The sequence below is a fragment of the Pseudopedobacter sp. genome (assembly GCF_040392825.1).
Classification (GTDB): domain Bacteria; phylum Bacteroidota; class Bacteroidia; order Sphingobacteriales; family Sphingobacteriaceae; genus Pseudopedobacter.
In genome coordinates this window covers 1-4,475 of the sequence record NZ_JBEBVH010000299.1, presented here as the reverse complement: position 1 = coordinate 4,475, position 4,475 = coordinate 1, and the positions used below count along the sequence as shown (strand labels likewise).

Annotated in this window: 1 protein-coding gene; it reads right to left on the bottom strand. The window is 36.5% G+C overall.

Annotated elements, in window-relative coordinates; all coding sequences use genetic code 11:
- Positions 1-4: 4 nt before the first annotated feature.
- On the bottom strand, positions 5-4,475 hold a 4,471-nt coding region (locus tag ABWO41_RS15780; protein WP_353140112.1), incomplete at its 5' end, for a LamG-like jellyroll fold domain-containing protein.

Sequence of the window (4,475 nt, the reverse complement as noted above, 5' to 3'; positions counted from 1 at the left end):
GGTTTTAGTTCTTTATTATTTTTTGATAGATCATTTTATCTCCCATTTTTATGCGAAGAATATAAACTCCGGCAGGCACATTCGGATGTACTCTTAGTACATTAGCTCTCACATTTATTTTTGAAGTGTTTTCTAAAACTACCTCGCCAACCATATTGTAAATCTGAATGGTAGCTTCTCCATTTTCTTTACTATCAAATGTTATTTCGAAATCACGATAAAAAGGATTTGGATGAACGTTTATTTTTTCAACCAACAAATCAATTATTACCGGATTTGCAATGCTGCCTAAAATAGCATCTGCAGAAAAGTCAATCGATTTTGATGTAGCCTGAATACTATTACCTGAACCAACATAAGCCGTAAGCTTTTCTGATTGATCGCCATAGATTGTTATAAAAGCCAGATCCTTACCATTTATATTCTGGGTTTGAACATAGCCTCTTAACTCTCCGGACTTATTATAAAATGATAGATCTTTATATCCTTCCGGTAACTTTACAATAGCACTCATGGTATTTGAAAACTTTGCAAAGTCTTTAGAAAGAGGTATAAAGCCTTCGTTGACATCACTAACCACTATCTTATTTTGTTTTGCACTAACTGATGAAGTGGTTTTAACATTTAAACGATTCAAATATTCCGGATAGGAAAATTTTTGGGCAATAGCGGTATTGAGCATATATCCTTCACCAGCTCTTAAATAAGTTAAAGAACCTTTCCATCCGGAAACTGTACTATAAATTGCAAATAATGATTGCGACTTAATTACATCACCGTCACTTGCTCTAAGATTTGCTAAAGCATCACCAACCGGAATATTTTTTGAAACAACAAAAGGCAACCAATTCCAATTGGTGTTTAAATCAAAAGACCAGGTATTTAAATCTACAGGAATCCCTTTAATATTTAATTTTTGTGCGGTTTCCAACTTGATTTTATACATTTTATTATTAGAAATACCACCATTGCCTGAGACCGTTCCGGACCAACCACTTTCGGCCGGATTGACTACATTTTGCTGATAGGCATCAAACAATGCCGGGGCATTAGACTTTATCAAATCTGAAGTAGTTAAGGTTAAAGTATGTGTAAGTGCATTTAAATTCCCAAATCTTGCATCAGTTACATTAAAAGAAGTCCATGTCCAGCCTTGGTTAAACGTAATTTGCTGACCGGTTACTTCTGTATTAGTAAAAATTGCAGGACTTGTATAGGTTCCTGAAATTTCATCAGGCACATAAGGAATGGTGAATTTCTCATTTAAAAGTGCCTCTTTTAATTTGCCATCGGAGGCATCCCAAATATAAAACGAAATATCCTCGCCGCTGACTTCGTTGCTGTATACTGTCAGATATACAAAATATTCTTTAAAATTTGGGTCGTAAACCACATTTGTTATTCCACGAACGTCCCCGTTCACGGTAGCTACAACTTTATCATAAATATCGTCAGTAAAGACATCGCCTACTTTTACTTTTCCAATGATATTCATAGATTGGCTAAACTTGCTTGCATCTAGGGTTAAGATGGGCTCTTTCTCCAATACTCTTAAATCTAAGCGAATCTTTTCATTATAGCCATAACCTGTCGAAAGAGATAAAACAGTATTATAATTCCCTATCGCCAAATCACTATCAACAGTCGCTCTTAACGTAGTTTTAGTATTTGGTGCAATAGTACCTGAGCTTGCTGATACTGTTAACCAGGCAGGCAACTCCATGGTATAAGGTTGTGCTGTTCCTCCCCGGTTAATAATGGTAATATCAAAAGAAAGGTTTTCATTGGCCCTTTTCATTAAGTTCACTACCTCATTATGCCCTTCAACAAACCATTTGACTGGGCTTCTGTTGATAAGAGCGCTCCAGGTAACCGGAGATTGTTGCCTGTTATCTGCCATATCGTTGAGGTTAGAAACAGTAATGTAAGCTACTTTTCCTTCTATACTTGCCCAGTCTGTAATTTGTGGATTTAATACAATTTCATCCCTATTAATTACTGCATTTACAACAATTGATTCTGTAGGACGAAACGGTTTAATAGCAGGTGTTTCCTCTGTAAAAGCAAGTGGCTTATTATTCAACATGGCATAACTGCTTACCTTTTCCGTGGTGTTTAAAGGATAATAATAAGTCGGGCCATTATTGTTAGCTGTTTCTGGTTTATTAAACGAGGAGTATAATATTAAACCGGTAGTTTTAACATCTAATTCATGATATTGATCGGCACTTATTTGTTCTGCATTACGGGCAGTTTCCCAAAGGCATAATTCATCTATGAAACCAATATAGTGTTGATCTATAGTGGCAGAATTAATTTTGCCCCTACCGCCAACAAAAATACTACTGGAAGAAAATCCACCCAAATCTGCACTTGGATAAGATGCTAACTGGTTTCCATCAATAAACATTCGGACGGTACCATTTCTGCTTAAACTCATAGCTATGTGGTGCCAGCTGTTATTATTTATCTTAACATTTCCAAATGAAAGTGTTTTGGCTTCTGCTTTTAATTCAAGATGGCCATCAGCATTCAGGCTTATTGCCCATTTATTTCTATATCCATTACTTTCTATATTATCTGTATCATCTCCGTACCCATTAGAGAATAGTGTTGCAACACCAGCCTGATTGGTTTTCATCCAAAAAGATAAGGTAGCATCCATCTCTTTAGAAATAATTACTTTTGAGGCTTCCGAAAGGGTTAAATAGTTAGCTCCGTCAAAAGCATAAGCTGTACCTTTTGGTGTAATATCCCAATTGGTATTGGCAATCACCAGATGCTTAAACCGGGCCAAATCGTTGGCAACTACCCCGCTGCCTTCATTTATTGGCCAGTACCCTAAAAGATCTGTCTCATTACCATTCAATAAGGTATTCATATTAGCTACTGATGCTTCCCGGGTTATATTTCTTTTCCAGAATCTCAGATCATGTAAATTTCCTTTAAAGGTGTTTCCACCTAGAACTACAGGATTTTCATTAGTGAAGCTAAGTTTTGCAGCAAGTGTAAGTACTTGTTTTTCTTTATCATTCTCTATAATACTTAACTTATTAGCAGTAGCATCGTAAGAGAGTGTATAATGGTTAAATGTACCATCTTTCGCTATCGTAGTGCGAATAACTTGGCCACCAATAGTATACTTTAAATCACTATCAATCAGTTCGACTTTAATCCCGTTATCCTGGCTTAATAAAGTTGAAGTTCCGCCCGAGCTTAAATTTTTCAACCAAAATTCGATACTAAAATCTCCGGTACTAATAGCAGGTCTATTGATGGTAGCCGTATTGTTTGAACCATTAAAAGCCAACGACACCTCATGTTTAACAGGACTTTGATTTTTTTGAACCAGAAATTCAAATTTAGTTACCGTACCATTGGTTTTAACGGGCTCATTAAATCGTAAGGTTAAATCATCGCCTAAGCTTAATGTTCCGTTTGTTGGTGTAGGTGTACCAAACAAAATAGGAGCAGTAAGGTCTACTTCACCTTCTACAATTTTAGATTCGAAAGTAGTTTGGTTATTGCAGCTGGTACGGGCTCTTAACTCATAATTTCCATTGGCCAAACCCAAACCGGCAATATCCCAGGCGTAGTTTAGTTCAGCACCGCTTATTAATTCGATATTAGTATCTCCACCAGCTTGTGCAATATCGTAATCTTGCGGGTTTTTATAATAGGTTTTTAAACCAATCCAGTCTGGTGTACCTTTTAAACGATATTCTAAATTAATTTTTTGGAAACTGGCAAAACTGGTGTTAAAATCTCCTAGTTTAATATCTATAGGCTTAGTTCCGGTAGCAGTAATTGAAGTATTCCTGTTTATTAACCAGTTGTTTGATGGAGTTATAATAGTTACCGGAGAACAAGCAGGTACAAACGTTGCAGATACCAAAACCGTATCTGATATATTTCCGTCACAAAGAGATTCCAGAGACACTTTAATGTTTTTATAATCAAACTGGTCTTGTTTAATCTTCTTAAGTGTCATGGTGTATAACACTGTTTTTCCTGCCGGGATATTAACTATTGTTCCATTAGGCTCTATATTAATTTGTGCATTATCCGGATTTGTATATTGATCAACAACAAGCTTAAATGAAGCATCCTTATTTGCTGTGCTGGTATTGCGCAGGCTAAGTACAAATTCGGCATTTCTACCATCAAATATACCAGCAACATCTGCTGCTTCTACTGTTATTTCTGGTTTCTCTAAAGCTGTTGTAGCAATGGTTAACTGCTCGCGGCTTTCTTCCAGTAAATCTACTATAGAAGCTGAAGGATTTGTAACGTTGGGATGGGTTGGATTGTAGAAGTGAGAAAGTTCCGCACCTTCGTAAGGACAGGATGTTTGTCCGCCTTTTGTGGTAAAGATAGGGCCGTTCCCGTCAAAAGCATTAATTACATCAACACTAAACAGGTTATTCGAATCGTGGTCTTTAAGGGTATAGCTTATATTGGTAGTTTCCTCGCTA